Origin of the sequence: Paenisporosarcina sp. TG20, assembly GCF_000286315.1 — a bacterium.
Lineage (GTDB): Bacteria > Bacillota > Bacilli > Bacillales_A > Planococcaceae > Paenisporosarcina.
Genome location: NZ_ALJG01000020.1, coordinates 1 through 637 on the forward strand (window position 1 = coordinate 1; position 637 = coordinate 637).

A 637-nucleotide genomic window follows, 5' to 3' on the forward strand; every position below is an offset into this window, starting at 1 on the left:
GGAAATCATAACCGGAAACCAAATTCGATACTATGTTCTTGTTTAAAGGACCGGGCGTACTTTGCCCGGTTTTTCTTATCCCGCTAACGCCTATTTATAAAAAATAAAATGAATTCGTTGATTTAATTAACATATAAGCATATGATGATATAGTTATCATGTTTATTAAATTAATCTCGTACCATGTAGACTTTTTAAATTAATTGAAAGGAGAAACCTAAATGACAGATATAAAAACAATGATTGATCTTGATAAAGCAAGTTCTGTTTTAAAGTTGATGGGTGATAAAACTCGATTATCCATGTTAAAACTACTACAAAAAAACGAATGTTGTGTGTGTGAATTTGTAGCCATTTTTAATGTTAGTCAGTCATCAATAAGTCAACACTTACGAAAACTGAAGGATGTTGGTTTAGTGAACGAGAATCGAAAAGGACAATGGATCTTTTATTCGTTGAATAGACAGCACGAAGCGTATGAATTTGTTCAAAATCTTCTAGATTTCATCCCTGATCAAGATCAAAAAATTAAAGAATTAGAACAGCAAGGGTTACGTATAACTTGCGAATAATGGAGGGTTTAGTTTGACATCAGTTGTTTTAGCATCATTAATATTCCTCAATTGCAATATTAAAT

Annotated in this window: 1 protein-coding gene; it reads left to right on the forward strand. The window is 31.1% G+C overall.

Annotated elements, in window-relative coordinates; all coding sequences use genetic code 11:
- The first annotated feature begins 221 nt into the window (after positions 1-221).
- Positions 222-572, forward strand: coding sequence for a helix-turn-helix transcriptional regulator (locus tag B371_RS0100105; protein WP_019412347.1), 351 nt, complete (start codon positions 222-224; stop codon positions 570-572).
- The last annotated feature ends 65 nt before the right edge of the window (positions 573-637 follow it).